This is a genomic window from Novibacillus thermophilus (assembly GCF_002005165.1).
GTDB lineage: Bacteria > Bacillota > Bacilli > Thermoactinomycetales > Novibacillaceae > Novibacillus > Novibacillus thermophilus.
The window spans coordinates 1,951,192-1,971,997 of sequence record NZ_CP019699.1; the positions used below are offsets into that span (position 1 = coordinate 1,951,192).

Sequence of the window (20,806 nt, forward strand, 5' to 3'; positions counted from 1 at the left end):
TAGCACAGGTGTACAGGCGGGGGTGGGTCGACAATTGAAAGGCAAACTGAAGCGATGGTCGAAAATCGGATGTATTTACGCAGTCGTCATCGTCCTGACGGTCGTCGCCACGCATTTTTACCATGAGCGGGAAACGATGCGCTATATCCAGGCGTACAAAGACGCCGGAGGAGATGAAGTACTCAGTGACATTTCGGATACGTACAAACTGATTGTGGAAAACTATTCCAACTACAAACTGGGAACGGACACGAAGCGAAAGATTGTGCGAACACTAGATCAACTGCAAGACCAGCTAGAGGAAGTAGACAGGCAAATCAATCAAAACAAGTCCATCCAGCACAAAATCGACTTTTCCTTCATTTACCACGACATGAAATTAGTGCGGCTCTCGCTGTCCGACACGACGAAAGATGACATCGTCCCTGTCATCGTGTTGCATGCCAATGAGGGACTGAAAGAGCTGGAGAAAGAGATTACGTACATCGAATACCGGTAGTCCGTTAAACGGGCAAGACGGTCAAGCCGCTGTGTTCGGCCATCTTGTCCATAAACCGCCGGTTGAACGGAACGATCAAGTGGGCGTCGTTTCGTTGAAGTATCCCGTTCCGTTTGATGACATAGAGCTCGCGGACGGCTACTTTATAGTACTGTCTGGGAAAACGGGTGACGATCTCGGTTTCGCCGACGATGCCGATGGGTCGGGACGTGTTTTCTAACTGGAACGGGATGATCCCGATAATGTCGTCTAACAGCATGTGGTAAGTCGTATGCGGCTGTTGGATAATCAACTCTTTAGTCGTAAGCGTACAGCCCAGTCGTTTTCGTTTCTGTGTGTACAAGAGTTCTCCTTCCAGCGATTTGACTTGAATAAACTGCGAATCATCCAAAGTTATGCCTCCTCGTCGGTAAAATAGGCCTTCAGCGGTTTTTCCTCAAGTTCCCGCTTGCTTTCAATGAGGACGGCGTACGGTATATCCTTCATCACGAGCAAATACTGGTCATCGTTCAAGTGGAGCAGCGAAAGGGCGCCTTCGATGCTTTGTACTTTATGGATCGGGGAACGGACGTCACGCCCGTTGACGATCATCTGTTTCTCGGCAGTCAGTTGTACGGGGTTATCTTTTAACATTACGCGTTTCATCAGCGCCATCCTCCCCCCTTGATTCTTATCCGTCCTTTTATTATAACGTAGAAAAAGAAAAGTGAAATAACGGGATGCGATCGCATGGAGAATAAAATGCAGACTGTACACGACGTGCGGAAATTTCTGCAACGATACGGCACGTTGATATATACCGGCGACCGACAGGGTGACCTGGATCTGATGGAAGATGAACTGCGGGAACTGTACAGTGAGTGGGGCTTGATTTCCGCAGAAGAGTTCCGTTCCGCCCTCACCGTGCTGCGCCGGGAGCGGGAAAAAGGGTGATCGCTGGTATTGCGGAACGTGGTCATGACACCGTTCGACAGTTCAGATAAGGCTGCTGAACAATCTAGTAAAATATTTTTTAATAGAAATATAATTTTATGAAATTCACCCTTTTGTTCCACGAGAAACAGCTGTTTGTATTTTTCTTACAAATATATTTTTATATTTTAATATAAAGCCACCGAGTTACGGTGCCGGGGCCTGTATCGCGCTGTCATCGGGCAAGGAGGGAAGTTTTTCAGTTTTTATTCTGCTGTTTACTTTTTGAATATTCTAATGTTCTGCGTGGAGTCTTTGTCTTTCTTTTAAATTTTATACTCTGTCTGGTAACCGTAAAGTGAAACATGTCGAATCCGCTGTATTGTCCTTCCATGAACCGTTCATCTCCTGTCCTCGACAGGATTGAATTCCGAACCGCGTCCACTTCTTGCTCGGACTTCCATGGACACCCCCCTTTGTTTAGATATTGGATAAATTTCATTTCCAATTTATGTTAGTTACGTTCGTTGTACGCGCTGGGAGAACGGCGAGAGATGCATCGCGAACCTTCGGAAACAAACATTAAAAAAAGTGTTGATTATACACAAAATGGCAGCTATAATAAAACTAGATTAACTAATATACTAGTATGTCATGCAGGGAGAAGGCTCGCATTGTAAGCGCTCATTTTTTCACACTATGTTTGTTTAATAAACATATGATTATGATCTGCTACGCTGCGTGACGTCAAAATGGCTGCTGCCCGGGGTGAGGGTATATGAGACAAAAGGAGTGACAATATGTGGATCAGCACGTTGCGACGCACACCGCTGATGCTAGGTGGCAACCAGAGCCAGGTTGGAAAAGGGTTTTAAAGACTGTCAGGAAAGACTGGCAGCTCTACTCTTTGCTCGTCCTGCCGATCGTTTACTTGCTTGTTTTTAAGTACGGCCCCATGATCGGGAACGTTATCGCTTTCAGACGATTTGTCCCTGGTGGAAGTCTGTACGGGGAAGAATGGGTCGGCTTGCACTACTTCAAAATGTTTTTGGAAGACCCCACGTTTTGGCACGTGTTCAAAAACACGTTGATCTTAAGCGGTCTGACTCTCATTATCACGTTTCCGGCTCCGATTGTTTTTGCCCTTCTGCTGAACGAATTAAAACCGATGGGAAAATTCAAGCGCTTTGTCCAGACGGCGTCTTATTTGCCGCACTTTTTCTCCATCGTCATCGTAGCCGGCATGATTTTAGAAATTACGGCGATCAACGGGTCCCTCAACAATCTCGTGGAGTTTTTGACAGGCGAACGGATCAGCTTTATTCAAAAGCCAGAGTGGTTCCGGACGATTTACATTACGTCTGAAATCTGGCAAGGCCTTGGGTGGGGCGCCATTTTATATTTGGCGGCACTAACGGGCATTAACGATGAACTGTACGAAGCCGCCAAGGTGGACGGGGCGAACCGGTGGAAACAGACGATTCACATCACCATTCCGGGGATCACCCCCACGATTATGACGCTCTTGATCTTAAACATTGGCAACATCATGGTGGTCGGATTTGAGAAAATACTGCTGATTTACAACCCGCTCAACTACGAAACGTCGGACGTCATTGCAACTTACGTTTACAGGGTAGGCCTTGAGTCCGGAAACTACAGCTACGCGACAGCGATTGGCCTGTTCGAAGGCGTCGTCGGTTTGATCTTAGTCTTTTCTGCTAACTACCTGTCCAGAAAACTGACCGACAACAGTTTGTGGTAGGGGGGGTCCAGTTGAAGGAATCGCTAAGTTACAAAATGTTTAAAGTGTTGAACGTGATCGTTTTGTTGGTCATCGTCTACCTCACTTTCTACCCTTTTTTGAATATCGTCGCCCAGTCTTTCAGTTCACAAGCGGAAATAAACGCCGGAAACGTCAACTTGATCCCAAAGGGGTTCAATGTCGAAACGTATAAAGTCATCGTTCGCGATAAAATGTTCTGGATCAATTACAAAAACACGGTCGTCTACACGGTGACAGCGACCGCAATCTCCATCGTGATGACGTCCATGTTTGCGTACGCGCTGTCCCGAAAGCGGTTGTTAGGCAGAAAGTTTTTTACGATGTTTGCAGTGTTTACGATGTTTTTCAACGGGGGGTTAATTCCAAACTACGTCCTGATACAGTCCCTCGGGTTTGGAAACACGATGTGGGCGATCGTCGTTCCGGGAGCGATTAACGTTTTCAATATGCTCATCATGCGAACGTTTTTCCAAAACATACCTGAAGAGCTTGAAGACGCTGCCATTATCGACGGCTCAAGCACTTACAACACGATCGTTCGAATCATTCTGCCCCTGTCGAAGCCGATTATGGCGACGATGATCCTGTTCTATGCCGTCGCACACTGGAACTCGTGGTTTCCGGCGTTTATCTATCTGGATAAAAAGGAATTGTTTCCCGTCACCATCTACTTGAGAAATTTGATCGCCGGAACTGAAAACAGCTTGACGACAGGAGCTACCAGTGCCGACGACCTGGTCCAAATTGCTTCCAACGTCAAATCCGTGACGATGGTGCTCACGGTGCTGCCGATACTCAGTGTGTATCCCTTTATTCAAAAGTACTTTGTATCCGGTGTCATGCTCGGATCTGTGAAAGGTTAAGGGGGTGATGCGATCATCTTTAGCATGGCGTGGAGTTAAGAGCTTTGGCAGCAGATTTTAGAAAAATTACAATGAGGGGGAAGATGTATGCAAAAGCAGTCCACCAGTCGGCTGAACATGTTGATGTTTGTGCTGGCCATAGTCTTGCTCGTAGCCTCTGCATCTGCCTGCAGCAGTGGGGAAGCAGATGACGCAGACACTGAAGAAGATGCAGCTGAAGCGGACAGTTTGGCGATGGAGGACTACGGGGTGGGGGATACGTTTAAAGCGAAGGACAAAGTGACCTTTAGCATGATGTACCTTGACAACCCAATCTATCCCGTGGACGAGAACTGGATGTTATTTGAGGAGATTGAAAAGCGGACCAACGTCTCCCTTGATCTGACCGTCGTGCCGCAGAGTGACTACTCTGAAAAGCGGAGTCTGTTGATCAGCAGCGGGGATGCGCCCTATATCATCCCCAAGACGTACCCTGGAGAGGAAACGCCGTTTGCAGCATCGGGGGCCATCCTTCCTGTCAGTGACTACATCGATTACATGCCGCATTTCAAAGACAAAGCTGAGAAGTGGGATATGGGGCCGTTTCTGGAAACATTGGAACAGGAAGACGGAAAGTTTTACGTGTTGCCTGGAATGCACGAAAATGTGTGGCCCGACTACACGCTGGCGATGCGGATAGACATTCTGGAAGAGCTCGGACTGGAAGAGCCTGAGACGTGGGATGAACTGGAAGTCGTCTTGGAAGAAATGAAGAAAGCGTACCCCGATGTGATTCCTTTCTCTGACCGATGGGAGATGAAGAGCACGCTAAACATCGCAGCGCCTACCTTCGGAACGGTCGCAGGATGGGGACTCGGATCGGGACTGAAATACGACGAAGCGAGCGACGCGTTTGTCTTTGCGCCTGCCACTGAAGAGTACAAAAGCATGGTCGAGTATTTTAGACGCCTCGTCGACAAAGGATTACTCGATCCAGAAAGTGTGACCCAGGACGACGACCAGGCGATCCAAAAATTCGTGAACGGAAAATCGTTCGTCATCAACACGAATTCCCAGACGATTAACTTATACCGCGACGACATGGATCAGATTCTCGGTGAAGATAACTACGAGATAAGGAAAATTACGGTTCCAGGTGGCCCGAAAGGACATCTGATCGGCGGTTCCAAGTTGGAAAACGGCATTGCCATATCAGCGAAAGCAAAAGACGACCCGCACTTCATCACGATGCTTCAGTTTATCGACTGGCTGTGGTACAGCGATGAAGGCCAAGAGTTTACTAAATGGGGAGTGGAAGGAGTGACGTACACGAAAGAGAGTGACGGCACGAGGGTTTTAATGGACGACATTGATTACAACGGGTTGAATCCCTCGGGGTCGAAAGATTTGCGCCTAGATTACGGATTCTCCAATGGCGTGTTTTCATACGGGGGAACGACAGAGTTGCTCCATTCCATGATGCTGGAAGAAGAACTCCAGTTTCAGGAAGACATGTTGACGACGAAAGAGTTGGTTATGCCCAATCCCCCCATTAAATACAGTCAAACTGAGCTGGAGAGAGCCAACTTGCTGAGTACGCCCTTGATCGACACAGCAGAGACGGCAACTTTTGAGTTCATTATTGGAGCACGGGATATGTCTGATTGGGATGCGTACGTCGAGGAGCTTAAGAGCAAAGGAATGGACGAGTACGTTGAACTGGCGAACGAGGTGTACCAAAAAAATAAAGATTGATGGAATCGGTAAGGGAGGGGAATTGGCAAACGCCAATTTCCCCGTTCAATCTTAATGAGAAAGGCTGGGGTCATGGGAAAGAAAAAGGAGTTTGGAGAAGGGATTCTGTACACGGTCACGAATTACATTTACTGGCTGCTGCTCACCAACTGCTACTTTTGGATGGCGAACATCTTATTGTTGCTTGCTGTTTTGACGCTGAAGCCGACAGTATCCAATCTCGCCCTTTACTTTCTGGCACTGATCCCGACGGGTCCTGCCTTCTCTGCGCTGTGCTACGCCATGGAAAAGTTGGTGCGTGAAAAAAGTCTTTCTCCGACAGCAGACTTTTTCCGAGGCTACAGGGTAAATCTGAAAGACACGATGAGAATGTGGTTGCCGATGCTCGCGATTTTGTTCATCCTCGTTGTGGACATTCACTACTACAATTCCGAACCGTCGACTGCCAATCAAATGTTAGGGGCGGTGTTGTCGGTTATTTTGCTCTTGTTTGTAGTCGGGTCCCTTTACGCGTTTCCGATCAATGCAAAATTTAAATTCAGAGTCCGGGATGTTTACCGGCTTTCCGTTTACTACAGCTTTAAGAAACGGCGGGCGACGATTGGAAACGCGGCGATCATCTTCATCACGCTGTTCGTCATGAGTGTGACAGTGGATTTGATCATTTTGTTCCTGGCGAGTCCCGTCGGTTTTCTGTTGATGTGGAACAGTCAAGAGGTGATGCATGATGTCAAACTGAATTTTATTAAAAGACACGAAATGGAGGGCCACACGACTTGAGAGGCATGACGAAAGACATTCACTGATGGGTGTTGTGCGACACAAGCCCCATCCAGGATGTTGTTCTGTACATTGTCTAGCACGATGACGAAGGGGTGAACGTATGGCGCCTGTATCGTCTAAACACAGGACCGGGGGACTGACGAGAGATTACATTTACACCGAATTAAAAAAGAAAATCGTGAACTTAGAGTTAAAACCCGGGTCGAGAATTTCAGAAAAGGACATCTCAGAAAAGTGGAACGTGAGCAGGACACCCGTCAGGGAAGCGTTTCTGAAGTTGTCGGAAGAGGAGCTTTTGGACGTCTATCCCCAAAGCGGCACCTTCGTGTCCAAAATCGACCTCGAACACGTGGAGGAGGCAAGGTTTGTCAGGGAGCAGATTGAAACGGGCATCGTCCGGCTAGCCTGTGCTCAATTTCCCGAAGAACACGTCTTTCAATTGGAGACGAACGTCACGATGCAGACGTTGTGCGAGGAAAAAGGGAATTATGCAAAGCTGTACGAACTGGACGACGAATTTCATCGCATTTTGTTTGACGGTTGTCACAAAACGAGGGCTTGGAAGCTGATGCAGCAGATGAACACGCATTTTGACCGGCTGAGAAGACTGCGTCTGGCTTCTGCCCTCGATTGGGACATTATCGTGTCGCAGCACAAAGACATTTTATCTTTAGTCAAGAGCAAAAAGACAGAAGAAGCTGTCAACGTGATGCGGGAGCATTTAAGGTTAGCTGTCGTCGAAAAGGACGTTCTAAAACAAAGTAATCCTGATTTTTTTAAATGACAGAAACAAGGGGGAGTAGGGAGTAGATGAAAAAAGTTGTCGTTGATCAGCACACGGTTCCCCAAGCGTATCCAAAAAAATGGAAAAAAGTGATCGGGACCGGTCGCCTGGGTCTTGCGTTGCAAAAGGAGTATTTAGACCACCTAGCATTCGTTCAGAAAGCGATTGGCTTTCAGTACATCCGCGGTCACGGGTTGCTTCACGACGATGTCGGCATTTACAGGGAAATAGAGGTAGAGGGAAGGAGGAAACCGTTTTACAACTTTACTTACATCGACCGCATTGTGGATGCTTACTTGGAATTAGGGGTTCGCCCCTTTGTCGAAGTCGGATTTATGCCGAAGCTGCTGGCTTCAGGAGGACAGACGCTCTTCGCCTGGGAGGCCAATGTGACTCCTCCGAAAGACTACGGGCAGTGGGCGTCACTCATCAAAGCCGTCGTCTCCCACTTTATCGAACGCTACGGCGAGGCGGAAGTTGTAAAGTGGCCGTTTGAAATTTGGAATGAGCCGAATCTCGTCGATTTTTGGAAAGGCGCCGATAAAGAAGAGTATTTTAAGTTGTACCAGGTCACGGCACACGCCATAAAAAGCGTCACCCCGGACATTCCAGTCGGCGGGCCGGCCATATGTGGAGGGTCTGATGAGTGGATCGTCGACTTTCTCCAATTTTGCCATCGAGAGCGCGTTCCGGTGGATTTCGTGACGAGGCACGCGTACACGTCGAGGGAGCCACACAAAGTGACGCCGGACTATTACTACCAGGAACTGGCGGAACCAGAAAAAATGCTCAACGAGTTCAAAAGTGTGCGGGCGTTGATCGAGGCGTCGCCGTTTCCTGCACTGCCTTTGCACATCACGGAATACAACACATCGTACAGCCCGGTGAACCCGATCCACGACACGGTATGCAATGCCGCTTATTTGGCGCGCATTTTAAGCGAAGGAGGAGATTACGCCGACACGTATTCGTATTGGACGTTTAGCGATGTGTTTGAGGAGAGGGATGTGCCGCGCGCCCAGTTTCACGGCGGGTTCGGGATGATCGGCTTAGGCAGCGTTCCGAAACCGACGTTCCACTTGTTCGCTTTTTTCAACGCTTTAGGGGAAGAGCGTTTGTACCGCGACCGTGAGACCGTTGTCACGCGAAAGTCGGACGGCACCATTGCCCTCGTCGCCTGGAATCTCGTGACCGAAAAGGGAGACGGGTTTGACAAGACCATCTCTTACGTCATTCCAGCGCCGGCAGACGACGTGTTCATTAAGCGCCAGACAGTGGACGAACAACACGCCAACCCGTGGAAAACGTGGAAAGAGATGGGGAGGCCGCGCTTTCCGAGTCACAGCATGGTGGACACATTGCGTCAGGCAGCCCAGCCGCTCATGCGGACGGCGCGCGCCAAAAGTGAAGCGGGTTTTGTCACACTCGATGTGACACTGACGAAAAATGAAGTGACACTCATTGAAATTGTGCCCGTTCGGGATGAGACCGACAGTTACGTCGGCCTGGACGATGCCCTGATCACATCATATTGATCTTGACGCCCGGGAGAAGAGGTGAGAGGGATGATACATATGGATTCTGCATGGAAAGAGAGTTACGCTTGCTGGTTGCAGTATAAAGAGATAGACGATGCATCTCTCGTCGAGCGTTATGCTTCTTACGGGCAACGCGTGGCAGTCGGCGGCGTTTCACCCGTCTTGCAGTCGGCTGCAAACGAATGCGTAAGAGGCATGACGTCTATGATCGGGGTAGAGCCGACTGTCTCTGACCGGATCACGCGAGATGCGACGCTGATCATCGGGACGAAGGACCAGGTTTCGCTCGAGGACTACGGTATTCGCACGAACCCCTTTCCCCACTTGCCCGATGACGGATACGTCATCCAAACGGCAAACGTAGGCGGAGGTGTTCTGTTGCTGTTGGGAAAGACAGACAGAGGTGCCTTGTACGCCGTCCACCATTTGTTGAGACTGATGCAGCTACGAAAACCCGTGGACGAATTAGCAATCGCTGAAGGCTCGAGGAACAACGTGAGGATGATCAACCACTGGGACAACATGGACGGCAGCGTCGAGCGGGGTTATGCGGGGCAGTCTATTTTTTTCGAGAACGGGAAATTCGCGGACAACCTAGAGCGCCTCGAAGATTACGCCCGACTGCTCTCCTCTGTCGGCATCAACGCCATTTCCGTGAACAACGTCAACGTCGGAAAAGTGGAAACGCGCTTGATTACGGAAGATTGGTTGCCTGAAGTCGCCCGCGTGGCGGATCTCTTTCGGGCGTACGGCATTCAAATCTTTTTGAGCATCAACTACGCCAGTCCAGTGGAAATTGGCGGACTGTCCACTGCCGATCCCCTCGATCCCGCCGTCCGGGAGTGGTGGAGCGAGAGGGTGGCGAACATCTACCGATTCATTCCGGATTTCGGCGGATTTCTCGTCAAAGCCGATTCCGAACACCGGCCCGGTCCCTTCACGTATGGAAGAAATCATGCCGAAGGGGCCAACATGCTCGGGGAAGCGTTGCGCCCGTTCGGCGGCCTCGTCATTTGGCGCTGCTTCGTATACGACTGCCAGCAGGACTGGCGCGACCGGTCGACGGATCGGGCGCGGGCGGCGTACGACCACTTTAAGCCGCTGGACGGAGCCTTTCTAGACAACGTCATTTTGCAAGTAAAAAACGGCCCGATGGACTTTCAGGTGCGGGAACCGGTGTCGCCGCTCTTTGGTGCGATGCCGCAGACGAATCAAGTCATCGAGCTTCAAATAACACAGGAGTATACCGGACAGCAAAAAGATTTGTGTTACCTCGTTCCCCAGTGGAAAGAAATTTTGGACTTTGACACGTACGCCAGAGGCAAGGGCTCAACAGTTAAATCCGTCGTTGACGGTTCTCTGTTCAACTACGCGCACAGCGGTATGGCGGCTGTCTCTAACGTCGGGCGCGATCTGAACTGGACCGGCCACACGCTGGCACAGGCCAACTTGTACGGGTACGGACGACTGGCGTGGAATCCGGAGATGCGGATTGAAGACGTGACAGACGAATGGGTGCGCTTGACCTTTGGACACGACTCGTCTGTTGTGGAACAAATTTCGAAGATGCTGCGTGAGTCTTGGCGCATCTACGAAAACTACACCGCTCCCCTGGGTGTCGGATGGATGGTCAACCCTGGCCACCACTACGGACCGAACGTGGACGGGTACGAATACTCCGTTTGGGGCACGTATCATTTTGCCGACCGGGACGGTGTCGGGGTGGACCGCACCGTCCAAACCGGCACCGGGTTTACGGCTCAGTATTTTTCGCCGAACGCTGAAATGTACGAATCGCTGGAGACGTGCCCCGACGAGTTGTTACTGTTTTTTCACCACGTTCCGTACACGCACCGGCTGAAGTCCGGAGAAACCGTCATTCAACACATTTACAACACGCACTTTGAAGGTGTCGAACAAGTCCAGGCGTTAAGAGAAGGGTGGAGAAAGCTGAAAGGTAAAATCGACGCTCTGAGATTTCACAACGTAGAGGAAAGGTTGGAGGCGCAACTGGCAAATGCGAGGGAGTGGCGCGACCAGATCAACACCTACTTTTACCGGAAATCTGGTATCCCCGACGAAAAAAACCGGACGATCTACAAATAGAATACGATCTTGATAGGAGATTTCATAGATGAGAATGGTATTTCGCTGGTTTGGAAAAGATCACGACCGTGTGGAGTTGCAGCACGTTAAGCAAATTCCGGGAGTGGAGGGAGTGGTGTGGGCGCTCCACGACATTCCGGCCGGAGAAGAGTGGCCGATGGACAGAATGTTAGAGGTGAAGCGTCAAGCAGACGAATGTGGTCTGCACATCGAGGTGGTGGAAAGCGTCAATGTGCACGAGGACATCAAACTGGGCCTCCCTTCCAGAGACGGCTATATCGAAAACTACCAAAGGACGATTGAAAAGCTGGCCCGGGTTGGGGTGAAAGTCATTTGCTACAACTTTATGCCCGTTTTTGACTGGATTCGGACGGACTTGTACAAACGCATGCACGACGGATCGACGACCTTGTTTTACGAGAAGCGCAAACTGGACCATATGGACCCGGCAGAACTCGTCGCCGCCATCGCGCACAACCCGGACCACGTGATGCCAGGTTGGGAACCGGAGCGCCTGAAATACGTGAAGCAGCTGTTTGAAGCGTACAGCGGCGTCACAAAGGAAGACTTGTGGCACAACTTGCAGTATTTTTTGGAGCGGATCGTACCTGTTGCCGAAAAGCACGGCATCCGCATGGCGATGCACCCGGACGATCCGCCGTGGCCTGTGTTCGGGTTGCCTAGAATTGTGACGTCATCAGAAGACATCCGAAGGCTGCTCAAACTCGTCGACAGCCCGTCTAACGGTATTACGTTATGCAGCGGGTCCCTCGGCGCCAATCCGGACAACAATGTTCCGGAAATGGTGGAAGAGTTTGCAGACCGAATTCCGTTCGCGCACATTCGCAATGTGAAAATTTACGAAAACGGCGACTTTATCGAAACGTCGCATCGGAGTGAAGACGGCTCCCTCGACATTTATCGCATCGTGAAAGCTTATCACGACTGCCAATTTACCGGGTACGTTCGCCCAGATCACGGGCGGACGATATGGGGGGAACAGGCGCGGCCCGGATACGGCCTGTACGACCGGGCGCTGGGCATTATGTACTTGTGGGGCATATGGGATGCGTTAGAAAGATCGACGAACTCACCGGTGGAGAGCGCCGGGGCCGAATGAGAGGAGGTTCGAAAGTGAATCCCATCCACGGCACCTTAAAAGGCAAAGTCGCTGTTGTCACGGGAGGCGGCGGAGTGTTGTGCGGGTGCATGTCGAAAGAGTTGGCCAGACAGGGAATGAAAGTCGCCATCTTGAACAGAGGATACGAAAAAGCGGAGAAAGTGGCGAACGAGATCCAGGCGGCAGGGGGAGAGGCGATACCGATTCAGTGCGATGTGCTGGACGTGGAAAGTGTGAAGAGAGCCGATGAGATCGTATTTGAGCGGTACGGCCGGTGCGACGTCCTCATTAACGGGGCTGGCGGCAATCATCCTAAAGGAAGCACGACGAATGAAACTTTGTCCCTTTCAGACGTGGAAGACGAAGCCGTCACCACGTTTTTTGACTTGACGGCTTCAGGGTTTAAATCAGTGTTTGACTTGAACGTCATTGGAACCCTGATCCCGACGCAAATTTTCGTAAAGCGCATGTTGGGGAAAAAGGGCACTGTCGTCAATATCTCTTCCATGAGTGCCCCGAGCCCGATGACAAAAGTTCCGGCATACAGCGGGGCTAAAGCGGCCATTGACAACTTCACTCAGTGGCTGGCCGTTTATTTGGCAGAGGCGGGAATACGCGTCAACGCCATTGCCCCTGGCTTCTTCTTGACAGAGCAAAACCGGTCACTTCTGATGAGGCCCGACGGCTCGCCTACGGAAAGATTGACAAAAATTTTGGCCCACACGCCCATGCAGCGGTTGGGAAAGCCGGAAGACCTACTAGGCACTCTGTTGTGGCTCATTGACGATGAGGCCAGCGGTTTCGTGACAGGGACGACGATTCCCGTTGACGGGGGTTTTATGGCTTACGCCGGCGTCTGAGACGCTGAACTCGTTTCTTGGGAAGGAGTGGCAGGTGTGGGAATAAAGGTGCAAACCGTTATCGAACGCCTTACGCGCCCTGTAGGGACCATTGAGAATACGGTCGATACGCTGAAGTTCGGTTCGCCGGATATGGAAGTGTCAGGAATCGCTGTGACGTTTATGCCGACGCAACATGCCATCCAAAAGGCCGTTGCCTTGGAAGCCAACCTCATGGTTGCCCATGAAGGCGTGTTTCACAGCCACTGGGATCGCCCATCTTACAAAGGCAGTGACGTTATGGAAGCGAAGCAGAGACTCATCAAAGAATCAGGGCTCGCCATTTACCGGTTTCACGATTACTGGCATCGCTATCGTCCGGACGGCATTGCCGAAGGATTGGTACGGTCCCTGAAGTGGGAGGCGTACGTTGAGAAAAAATCTAGAACGGCGACGGTGTTGAACATTCCGCCGACGACGGTCCACACAGTGGCCGAGTACGTGAAAACGCGACTCGGCCTCGATTTTGTGCGGTGTGTAGGGGAGTTGTCGATGAGCTGTCGCCGCGTCGGGTTACTGGTGGGGTATCGAGGGGGCGGGTCCACCGCCGTCCCCCTCTTTGAAGAGGAAGACCTTGAGGTCCTTGTTTACGGAGAAGGCCCGGAATGGGAAACGCCGGAATACGTCCGGGATGCCGTTTTTCAGGGGAGGAGGAGGGCGCTGATCGTACTCGGTCACGCTGAAAGTGAAGAACCTGGCATGCAGTACCTGGCTTCTCTGATGGAGGAGATGTTTCCCAGTGTCCCCATTTTTTATATTCCCGGTCAAAAAAATTTCCACGTCGTCTAACAGTCGGAAGGAGGGCAAGAAGTGGAACTCAAGATCAGAAAAAAAGAGCGGTTGAACGCAGGGTGGCGGTTTCAAAAGGGGAACCTGTCAGGTGCCCACCGCTCGTCTTTCGACGACAGCGATTGGAGGCGATTGAATGTCCCCCATGACTGGAGCATTGAGGAGCCCTTTGACAAAGACATGCCGTTCGGCAGCATGCAAGGGTATTTGCCCAGGTGGACGGTAGGCTGGTATCGAAAACACTTTACAGTAGACGCCGGTGACAGGGGGAAAAGAGTTGTCATTCAATTCGACGGCGTTCACCACAACAGTGAAGTGTGGTTAAACGGCCACTTCATTGGGAAAAGGCCTTATGGGTATGTAAGCTTCCAGTACGACTTGACACCGTATCTCTCGTATGAGCGAGAAAACGTGTTGGCCGTCAAAGTGGACAACACAGTGATGCCGTCGGACCGCTGGTATTCCGGATCTGGGATTTACCGCAACGTATGGCTGATCGCGGCAGACCCCCTTCACGTTGCCCAGTGGGGCACAGCCATCTTTGCAAAGAACATATCGAAAGATGAAGCGACACTCTCGATTCGGACTGCGGTTCACAATCAGTACCGTCAGAGTAAAACGTGCACCGTCGTGACAGAAATTCTCGATGACACAGGGGCTGTTCTGGGGGAGGTGACCTCCGCTGCGACCGTGGAAGCAGAGGAAACCCGGGAAGTGGATCAGTGCTTTCGCCTTGAGAAGCCTGAACTGTGGTCCCCGGATCGTCCGAAGCTTTACGCAGCCAAGACGATCCTCTACTGCGATGGGCGGCCGGTAGACGATTACGTCACACCGTTTGGCGTGCGGGACATCCAGCTGGACCCCCGTGAGGGATTGTCGATTAACGGGACGCCCACCAAATTAAAAGGGGTTTGCATCCACCACGACCTGGGGTGTTTGGGAGCGGCTTTCTACCTTCACGCGATGAAACGAAGGCTTCGCGTGCTGAAAGGCATGGGGTGCAATGCGATCCGCTTTGCCCACAATCCGATGGCTCCGGAATTGCTAGACTTGTGTGATCAGATGGGTTTCCTCGTCGTGAACGAAGCGTTTGACAAATGGAAATCCCTCTACTACGAAGAACTGTTCGACGAGTGGTGGAAAGAGGATCTCAGCGCCACGGTGCTTAGAGACCGCAACCACCCTTGTGTGTTGATGTGGAGTGTCGGCAACGAAGTTGAGGAACAAGGGCAGCCTGCCATGTTGCAAAGGTTGAAGATGCTCACAGACTACTGTCGCGAGCTGGACCCGACGCGGCCGGTCACATGTGCGCTCGAGCCTCACAACTCGCCCCCCCGTTTGCGCGATGCCCCTGTCGAGGACAAAGTGGAACACACGAAGAAGATAGCTGAGCACGTAGACGTTCTCGGATTAAACTACCAGGAACAGTGGTATGAGTCGTACAGAAAAGCCATGCCGCACATGCTCATAGTCGGGACGGAAACGTTTCCCTTTTATCGCGGTCGCGGCAACCGGGTCAAAGGGTTCGAACCGGTCAATCCGTGGTTCGACGTCGAGAAGCACGATTATGTCGTCGGCCAGTTTGTCTGGGTCGGCATTGACTACCTCGGGGAGGCACACGACCCGTGGAAAGGGTGGCCTTTCGGACTGGTTGACACGTGTGGCTTTCGAAAGCCGATATCCTATTTACACCAGAGCTTCTGGTCAGACGAGCCTTTCGTGCAAATGGCCGTGTTCGATGCGGACCGTGAAGAAAGCTGTCCCGCATGGAAACAGCATTGGAAATCTCCACCGTTTTCGTCACACTGGACCTTTCCGCACCTTGAAGGAAAAATGCTCCGGATGGTGACGTTTACGAATTGCGAGAGTGTTGAATTGAAGGTGAACGGCGAATCGTACGGGGAAAAGCGATTGGCGGATTTTTCCGATCGGATGATCGTTTGGCATCTGCCGTATTCACCCGGTACCGTGAAGGCGATTGGAAAAAAAGACGGCCGTGTGCTGTGCGCACACGAACTGAAGACGGCAGGCCGACCGGCCCGGCTGGCGATGAAAGCAGACCGCACCCGCATCGCGGCCGACGGGTACGACCTCGTGCACGTTGAAGTGGCCGTGACCGATGCGGAGGGGATAACGGTTCCCAGCGCCGAATGTGAGATCTGTTTTCGCGTGGAGGGAGAAGGCGAGATGATCGGGGTCGACAACGGAAATTTGTCTAGTGACGAGCCTTACAAAGGAGAGCGCAGGCGGACTTACCTAGGCAGGTGTCTAGCTGTTGTCCGGTCGACTTCGCGCGCGGGTGACATTCGACTGACGGCGACGTCAGGACCGCTAACAGAAAGTGTGACCATCAAAAGTGAAGCCGGAGCGGAGAAAACTGCTCATGTGTGACAGCAGGATTCGTTGTGTTTTAGGCGGTTTGCGTGTAAAATAGAGGTGTATAATAATTTGTATGATAAACAAACGAACTGAAAAGGGGAGACATACTGAGGATGAGCACGATTCAAAATCCGATTTTGAAAGGATTTAACCCGGATCCGAGCATTTGCCGTCGCGGGGATGACTACTATATTGCCGTTTCCACATTCGAATGGTTTCCTGGAGTCGGGATTTACCACTCCAAAGATCTGAAAAACTGGCGCCTCGTGAGCCGGCCGTTAAACAGGACGAGCCAGCTGGACATGAAAGGCAACCCGGATTCGGGCGGCATTTGGGCCCCTTGCCTCTCTTACCACGACGGCCAATTTTGGCTCATCTACACGGATGTCAAACAGGTTGACGGCATATGGAAAGACTGCCACAACTATTTAGTCACGTGTGATGAAGTGGACGGTGAGTGGAGCGAACCGGTGTACTTGAACGGCTCCGGCTTCGATCCGTCCCTGTTTCACGACGATGACGGCAAAAAGTATTTGGTAAACATGGTCTGGGATCACCGTGTCGGCCATCACCCTTTTTACGGCATTGCCTTACAGGAGTACTCACACGAAGAGCGGCGGTTGATAGGCGAACCGGTCGTTATTTTTAAAGGCACGGACATCAAGCTGACAGAGGCGCCGCACTTGTACAAAGTGGATGGCTACTACTATTTGATGACGGCCGAAGGGGGGACCCGGTACGAGCACTGCGTCACGATTGCCCGATCCAAGCACTTGAAGGGAGAGTATGAAGTCCATCCTGACAACCCGATTTTGACGAGTTGGCCTTATCCGAGACATCCACTGCAAAAAGCGGGACACGCCTCCATCGTGCGCACGCATACGGACGAATGGTACCTGGTGCACCTGACTGGCCGTCCGCTGCCCAGGGAAGGACAACCCGTCATACAGGAGCGGGGCTACTGCCCTCTCGGACGGGAAACGGCGATTCAGAAGCTGGAATGGCGAGACGGGTGGCCGTATGTGGTAGGTGGAAAAGCGCCATCCCTCCAAGTTGAAGGACCGCAAATTGGCGAAGTGAAGTGGCCGCAGGACTACGAAGTGAAAGACCACTTTGACAGCGATACGTTGAATCGCCACTTTCAGACGTTGAGAATCCCCCTCGGCGAAGACGTGATGACGCTGAAAGAGAGGAGAGGCTACTTGCGCCTGTACGGACGCGAATCGCTGACGTCCAAATTTACGCAAGCCTTCGTGGCCAGAAGGTGGCAAAGTTTCAACTTTAACGCCGAGACGAAAGTGGAATTCCGCCCGGTGACATTCCAACAGGCAGCCGGATTAGTGTGCTATTATAATACTGAGAACTGGACTTACTTGCACATCACGTGGGACGAGGAAAAGGGAAGAGTCATCGATGTGCTCCGCTGCGACAACTTCCAATTTTCACAACCTTTGGCAGGCCAACTGATCCCGGTACCGGACGAGGCTGAGGCGGTGTACTTGAGAGTCGAGGTCCGGACGGAAACGTACACGTTCTTCTACTCCTTCGACAGACAGAGCTGGAAGGAAATTCCGGTCGCTTTTCGTTCTTACAAGCTGTCAGACGATTACGTGCGGGGCGGCGGCTTCTTCACCGGAGCTTTCGTGGGCATGCACTGCCAAGATACGTCCGGCTCCAACGTTCACGCTGATTTCGACTACTTCCTGTACGAAGAAATCGACGGTGCGTGAGGCGAAAAAAGAAGCGATGGGCATGAACTGTTCGCGGACGAAACGTTCTTCTGGACAACGAAACGGCTGACACCCCTGCCACCACAACGCCTAAGACGCCCCCATGTATGACTGCCACTGCCATTTGAACCCGGGCGACATAGCGGGATAAAGACGTATCAGAACTTTTCCGGAACTGTGGCAGGAGGCCCTTGTGGCACATGGCGCGCTGTGCGTTAGAACGGCGCCGAGGAAAAGCAGTTGGACCGGATGGTACACACAGACCGCAAAAGGTGGAAGGAGTACGTCGTTGAGCTAGAGACTGCCGGTAACTGTGATCTGTAAACGCGTTCACTCGATTGGTGAGGGGAAAGGGGGATCATTCTGGGTAAGTGGAACACACTGCGCAATCAGATCCAGATCGTCTTCGTCGGTGTGATGGTTGTCGTTCTCCTCATAGTCGGGGTTTTGACCTATCACCAAGTGTCGATGCTACTCAAAAGTAATGCAGAGGAACAGATGCAACAAACGGCCATTGAAGCAAATGGCCGTTTTGAATCCCTTTACGAGCAGATCAACATGGTGACCAAGCAAGTGGCGACTGACGAAGGCGTCCAGCGGGTCCTGTTGCGGGAGTTGAGAGGAGAACGGGTGGCGTTTGGAGAGCGCCAGTCACTCATGAAAAGCGTGAACACGTTACAGGCCACTGCAGACGGCATCTATTCGCTGGAGCTGTATACACGAGACGGCCGGAGGCTCCTTCCGTTGGATGACGGGCGGCTGGCAGACCGCATCGGGCGACAGTGGGTGAAACAAGCCGAACGAGCCAAAGGGGGCCTCGTGTGGGTAGGGGAAGACCCTGAAGACGATGCGTATTTTCTCGCCCTTCGGCGCGTCAGTTTGATCGACCGACCCTTTGTTGGCGGAGGGTATTTGCTCATCCGCATCAGCCAAAACTACTTTCAGCTCCATAACGGCCACCCTTCCCATGCGGAAGAAGGGTACACGATTTTAGTCGATCAGTATGCGCATCCCATCGTGTCCAATTTTGACGGGGACTTCCGCCAGTTTCTGCAGAGCGAGGAAGCGACTGTTACGATTGATGAAAGGGATTACATGAAGGTGAGACAGTCGTCAGATGTCACCGGGTGGACGCTTGTGATTTTGACGCCGGTCAGTCAACTGACCCAAGGGATCTCAGTGATCCGCACGGGTATTGTGGGGGCGGGTATCGTCGGATTTGTCATTTTTTCCGCGTGTTCTTTCTTTTTGTCCACGATGATAACCCAACCGATTGTCCGCTTGACGGAAACGATGCGGCGGGCGAGCGAAGGGAAGTGGAAGACGAATCCGGTCAGCGCTTCCACCTCGGAAATTAACGAGTTGAATCATACGTACAACCAGCTCGTAAAAGAAACGAATCACCTTATACAAATGGTGTACGAGAAAGAATTGACCCGCAGCCGGACGGAGTTGAAGGCGCTTGAAGCCCAGATTCACCCCCACTTTCTGTTTAACACACTGGATGCCCTGTACTGGTCCCTGGAAGAAAAAAACGAAGAAGAACTGGCTGAACGCGTCCTCGCCATGTCTGAACTGTTTCGCTACACGATCAGCCGCAACCCCAAGGGGGAATGGGTGACGATCAAGGAAGAAATGGCGCACATCGACCGCTACCTCCAATTGATGAAAATGCGATTCGGAGAGCGCCTAAAGTGGCACCTCTCGTTACCCGCTGAATGGGAGAGGGTGCGAATACCGAAACTGCTCATTCAGCCTCTTGTTGAAAACGCCATTGTCCACGGGACTGGGAACAAAGCCGGCGACAGCTTTGTAACCGTGACGGTGGACAAGGTGCAGGACGAAGAACGTCTCGTCGTCAACGTGACAGACGACGGGCCGGGGATAGACCGGAAGACGATGAACTGGATCTACCAGTCGATGGAGGAGGGGGTCGCTTCTCCCTTTAAGGGAAACGGGATCGCCATTGCGAACGTGCACAAGCGGCTTCGGCTTTATTACAGTCCCAGTGAGTCAGACGGACTGGTCATCCAGAGTGAAGTTGGAAAAGGCACGTCTGTATCATTCGAAATACCGATTCATGGGGGGGAGAAGGATGAGCTCACAGAGCATTCTGGTCGTGGATGACGAACCGAGGGCGAGGCAAGGTTTAACGAAGACGTTGGAGCATTGGGCCAAGGGAAAATTCCGCATTTTAAGTGCTGCCGGCGGTAAAGAAGCGATTGACGTCGTCGAGCGCCAGGCCGTGCATCTATTAATTACCGACATCCGGATGCCGGAAATGACCGGATTGACGTTACTGGAAACGTTAAAGCGGCAGGACGATTATCCCGCGGCCATCGTCATTTCAGCTTACCCACAATTCGAATACGCGCAGGAAGCCCTTCGCCTCGGCGTTCTGAACTATTTGTTGAAACCCGTCAGCAAGTACAAGTTGATTGAGGCGGTGGAAGAGGCTCTCAAGGAGAAAGAGAAACAAATGAGAGCGGTCCTGATGGAGAAGGTGATCGACGATAAACTGATGGACGTCAAGGTCGAAGACGGCAAAATCCGGTCGTCCATCAAGGAGGCGATGCGTTACGTCGAGGAGCACTACGACCAAGACGTCAGTTTGAAACGGGTGGCGAGGCACGTCCACTTGAACGCCAGTTATTTCAGCGTGCTGTTTAAGGAAGAGACGGACATGACTTTTCGCGAGTACGTGACGAGAATTCGGCTGCAACACGCCAAGGAACTGCTCGTGTCGACGGACATGCCGGTGACGGAAATCGCAGAATCCGTCGGCTACAACACGGCGAAGTACTTTATCAAACTGTTCAAACAGTATGAAGGGGTTACCCCCCGTGCGTACCGGAGACGGGCGTTTGACACGTGACAGCCATCC

Annotated in this window: 18 protein-coding genes; 16 read left to right on the forward strand and 2 right to left on the reverse strand. The window is 51.8% G+C overall.

All coding sequences use genetic code 11. The features are described from left to right. The first annotated feature begins 22 nt into the window (after positions 1-22). Positions 23-499 carry a hypothetical protein gene (locus B0W44_RS09765; RefSeq protein ID WP_149026975.1) on the forward strand — a complete coding sequence of 159 codons (477 nt, stop codon included), beginning with the start codon at positions 23-25 and terminating at the stop codon, positions 497-499. A 4-nt stretch (positions 500-503) separates the two neighbouring features. Here B0W44_RS09765 and B0W44_RS09770 read toward each other — a convergent pair whose 3' ends face one another. Both B0W44_RS09770 and B0W44_RS09775 read right to left on the reverse strand, forming a co-directional pair. After that, on the reverse strand, positions 504-890 hold the full coding sequence (locus B0W44_RS09770; RefSeq protein WP_077719876.1) for a hypothetical protein: 387 nt from the start codon (positions 888-890) through the stop codon (positions 504-506). 2 nt (positions 891-892) lie between these two features. After that, positions 893-1,144 (reverse strand): hypothetical protein, encoded by a 252-nt coding sequence (locus tag B0W44_RS09775; protein WP_149026976.1) that lies wholly within the window; start codon positions 1,142-1,144, stop codon positions 893-895. An 84-nt stretch (positions 1,145-1,228) separates the two neighbouring features. Here B0W44_RS09775 and B0W44_RS09780 point away from each other — a divergent pair, with 84 nt between their 5' ends. The 15 genes from B0W44_RS09780 (at position 1,229) to B0W44_RS09850 (ending at position 20,797) form a co-directional block, all read left to right on the forward strand. Then, positions 1,229-1,432: a YqgQ family protein gene (locus B0W44_RS09780; protein ID WP_335582604.1), complete on the forward strand. Its 204-nt coding sequence runs from the start codon at positions 1,229-1,231 to the stop codon at positions 1,430-1,432. A 781-nt stretch (positions 1,433-2,213) separates the two neighbouring features. Beyond that, a complete protein-coding gene (locus B0W44_RS09785; protein ID WP_077719879.1) occupies positions 2,214-3,176 on the forward strand; it encodes an ABC transporter permease in 963 nt (320 codons plus the stop codon). Positions 3,177-3,187: 11 nt separating this feature from the next. Continuing rightward, a complete protein-coding gene (locus tag B0W44_RS09790) occupies positions 3,188-4,060 on the forward strand; it encodes a carbohydrate ABC transporter permease (protein WP_077719880.1) in 873 nt (290 codons plus the stop codon). 87 nt (positions 4,061-4,147) lie between these two features. Continuing rightward, positions 4,148-5,794 carry an ABC transporter substrate-binding protein gene (locus B0W44_RS09795; protein ID WP_077719881.1) on the forward strand — a complete coding sequence of 549 codons (1,647 nt, stop codon included), beginning with the start codon at positions 4,148-4,150 and terminating at the stop codon, positions 5,792-5,794. 72 nt (positions 5,795-5,866) lie between these two features. Further along, positions 5,867-6,574, forward strand: a complete 708-nt coding sequence (locus B0W44_RS09800) for a YesL family protein (protein WP_077721330.1) — start codon at positions 5,867-5,869, stop codon at positions 6,572-6,574. 103 nt (positions 6,575-6,677) lie between these two features. Beyond that, positions 6,678-7,361 (forward strand): GntR family transcriptional regulator, encoded by a 684-nt coding sequence (locus B0W44_RS09805; RefSeq protein WP_077719882.1) that lies wholly within the window; start codon positions 6,678-6,680, stop codon positions 7,359-7,361. A gap of 26 nt (positions 7,362-7,387) precedes the next feature. Further along, entirely contained in the window at positions 7,388-8,896 is a 1,509-nt protein-coding gene (locus B0W44_RS09810; RefSeq protein ID WP_077719883.1) for a GH39 family glycosyl hydrolase, read from the forward strand. 39 nt (positions 8,897-8,935) lie between these two features. Then, positions 8,936-11,005, forward strand: coding sequence for an alpha-glucuronidase family glycosyl hydrolase (locus B0W44_RS09815; RefSeq protein ID WP_077719884.1), 2,070 nt, complete (start codon positions 8,936-8,938; stop codon positions 11,003-11,005). A gap of 28 nt (positions 11,006-11,033) precedes the next feature. After that, positions 11,034-12,125 (forward strand): mannonate dehydratase, encoded by a 1,092-nt coding sequence (gene uxuA / locus B0W44_RS09820; protein WP_077719885.1) that lies wholly within the window; start codon positions 11,034-11,036, stop codon positions 12,123-12,125. Positions 12,126-12,139: 14 nt separating this feature from the next. Continuing rightward, on the forward strand, positions 12,140-12,985 hold the full coding sequence (locus B0W44_RS09825; protein WP_077719886.1) for an SDR family oxidoreductase: 846 nt from the start codon (positions 12,140-12,142) through the stop codon (positions 12,983-12,985). A 36-nt stretch (positions 12,986-13,021) separates the two neighbouring features. Then, entirely contained in the window at positions 13,022-13,813 is a 792-nt protein-coding gene (locus B0W44_RS09830) for a Nif3-like dinuclear metal center hexameric protein (RefSeq protein ID WP_077719887.1), read from the forward strand. 21 nt (positions 13,814-13,834) lie between these two features. Beyond that, on the forward strand, positions 13,835-16,204 hold the full coding sequence (locus B0W44_RS09835; protein WP_077719888.1) for a glycoside hydrolase family 2 TIM barrel-domain containing protein: 2,370 nt from the start codon (positions 13,835-13,837) through the stop codon (positions 16,202-16,204). Between the two features lie 101 nt (positions 16,205-16,305). Continuing rightward, a complete protein-coding gene (locus B0W44_RS09840) occupies positions 16,306-17,922 on the forward strand; it encodes a glycoside hydrolase family 43 protein (RefSeq protein WP_077719889.1) in 1,617 nt (538 codons plus the stop codon). 417 nt (positions 17,923-18,339) lie between these two features. Next, positions 18,340-20,049 carry a cache domain-containing sensor histidine kinase gene (locus B0W44_RS09845; protein ID WP_077719890.1) on the forward strand — a complete coding sequence of 570 codons (1,710 nt, stop codon included), beginning with the start codon at positions 18,340-18,342 and terminating at the stop codon, positions 20,047-20,049. Then, on the forward strand, positions 20,018-20,797 hold the full coding sequence (locus B0W44_RS09850; RefSeq protein WP_077719891.1) for a response regulator transcription factor: 780 nt from the start codon (positions 20,018-20,020) through the stop codon (positions 20,795-20,797). The genes B0W44_RS09845 and B0W44_RS09850 overlap by 32 nt, the downstream gene beginning before the upstream one ends. The last annotated feature ends 9 nt before the right edge of the window (positions 20,798-20,806 follow it).

Bases quoted from the DNA above. Each gene is read 5' to 3' on its own strand.
- B0W44_RS09840 (WP_077719889.1), top strand. From the start codon at position 16,306: ATGAGCACGATTCAAAATCCGATTTTGAAAGGATTTAACCCGGATCCG.
- B0W44_RS09815 (WP_077719884.1), top strand. From the start codon at position 8,936: ATGGATTCTGCATGGAAAGAGAGTTACGCTTGCTGGTTGCAGTATAAA.
- B0W44_RS09800 (WP_077721330.1), top strand. From the start codon at position 5,867: ATGGGAAAGAAAAAGGAGTTTGGAGAAGGGATTCTGTACACGGTCACG.
- B0W44_RS09795 (WP_077719881.1), top strand. From the start codon at position 4,148: ATGCAAAAGCAGTCCACCAGTCGGCTGAACATGTTGATGTTTGTGCTG.
- B0W44_RS09805 (WP_077719882.1), top strand. From the start codon at position 6,678: ATGGCGCCTGTATCGTCTAAACACAGGACCGGGGGACTGACGAGAGAT.
- B0W44_RS09845 (WP_077719890.1), top strand. From the start codon at position 18,340: ATGGTTGTCGTTCTCCTCATAGTCGGGGTTTTGACCTATCACCAAGTG.
- uxuA (WP_077719885.1), top strand. From the start codon at position 11,034: ATGAGAATGGTATTTCGCTGGTTTGGAAAAGATCACGACCGTGTGGAG.
- B0W44_RS09780 (WP_335582604.1), top strand. From the start codon at position 1,229: ATGGAGAATAAAATGCAGACTGTACACGACGTGCGGAAATTTCTGCAA.
- B0W44_RS09810 (WP_077719883.1), top strand. From the start codon at position 7,388: ATGAAAAAAGTTGTCGTTGATCAGCACACGGTTCCCCAAGCGTATCCA.
- B0W44_RS09775 (WP_149026976.1), bottom strand. From the start codon at position 1,144: ATGAAACGCGTAATGTTAAAAGATAACCCCGTACAACTGACTGCCGAG.
- B0W44_RS09850 (WP_077719891.1), top strand. From the start codon at position 20,018: ATGAGCTCACAGAGCATTCTGGTCGTGGATGACGAACCGAGGGCGAGG.